The sequence below is a fragment of the Actinoallomurus sp. NPDC052274 genome, from assembly GCF_040679475.1.
In the GTDB taxonomy this organism is placed as follows: domain Bacteria; phylum Actinomycetota; class Actinomycetes; order Streptosporangiales; family Streptosporangiaceae; genus Actinoallomurus; species Actinoallomurus liliacearum.
The window spans coordinates 1-1,191 of sequence record NZ_JBFAUT010000160.1; the positions used below are offsets into that span (position 1 = coordinate 1).

Here is a 1,191-nt window from a genome sequence, read left to right on the forward strand (position 1 = left end):
GAAACGAGCGATCGCACAACGCGGCCGTCCGCGGCGCGCAGATGATGGCGATGAAGGCCGAAGGCAAAAGCTTCCGCGAGATCGGCGCTGCCTATGGAATCAGCCCTGCGCGAGCGCGTGACGTTGTGACGTGGGCACAGAATCGTGATGCGCGGCCCAGGATGGCGCCCAACCGCGCTGCGCTCTCGACCAGGGCCCGAAATCTCGTGCAATCCCTGATCGACGAACCAGAGTCTGACGAGATGGAACGCGATCGCCTGCTGCCGAAACGGGTCGCATCGCTGACGCGCAAGCGCCTGTTCGCCGAGTGCAATGCGGGATCAAGGACCGTCGCCGAGCCTGGCTGTGGGAGCGCGGCCTCTCGCTCAGCTGGGAAATGTGAGGCATTATCTCAGGCCCAGATGACGGCCATCGCCACCGATCCATGAAATATTCGATACAGCGAGCCACATCAGGGCTTAAGGATTCTACCTCGCCGTTGGGTCGTAGAGCCGACGTTCGGTTGGATGATCCGTTTGCGCCGCGTAATCCGCGATTGCGAGAAGCGAATCGACGTCTCGCAGGCGATGATCCCGATCGCTATGGAACGATACTCCCTACGGCGGAACGCTCATCCCTGAAATTTCAAATGGACGCTTAGCCGTCGAGCGGCGGCGCCTGCTCGGTACCAGAGATCGCGGTGACGAGTTCAAGCATTCTGCCACCGAAATCCGGGTGATTTAAAATCTGGCGAATGGGCGTGATGATGGTCTGACTGGTCCAGATCGCACCAACCTTCACCAGCGGTCTGCCACCCACGACCATGCCGGCGATCGCGCGATCCTTGTCCACTACGATCGCTCCGCTGTCTCCCGCTTCCGAGACCATGTTAGTCGTTACCATCTGGTGCGCGTAGACGACCCGTTGGGCAATCGTCCAATCCGGCCCTTCGGCTGGAAGTGGGATATCTTCGTCATTGTCGGCGATGACGCCCTTACGACCGCCCCCCCCGATCCCGCCGATGATTTCGATGGTCTCGCTGGGTGCCGGCAAGGCGCCTGGTGGATTTAGTCCCCCGCCGTGTGCCGGTGCCGGTTGAACCCTTGTCGGATCGACCCAGATGAGCGCGACATCGGCGGTAATCATCTGCCGAAAGGTGGTCCAGGTCTGAAGGACTCGTGCACGGGCATGACGAGGCCGTCGGGCATGAGA

General features: G+C 61.3%; 2 protein-coding genes and 1 pseudogene. 2 read left to right on the forward strand and 1 reads right to left on the reverse strand.

Features of this window, described 5'->3' with window-relative positions; genetic code table 11:
• The coding region (locus AB0K82_RS44625) for a hypothetical protein (protein ID WP_364409859.1) at positions 1 to 428 on the forward strand (428 nt) is incomplete at its 5' end.
• A 24-nt stretch (positions 429 to 452) separates the two neighbouring features.
• A pseudogene (locus AB0K82_RS44630) lies at positions 453 to 620 on the forward strand (transposase); the annotation flags it as partial.
• A 16-nt stretch (positions 621 to 636) separates the two neighbouring features.
• Here the strand turns inward: AB0K82_RS44630 and AB0K82_RS44635 are convergent.
• A partial coding sequence (locus tag AB0K82_RS44635) for a hypothetical protein (RefSeq protein ID WP_364409862.1) occupies positions 637 to 1,191 on the reverse strand: 555 nt, incomplete at its 5' end.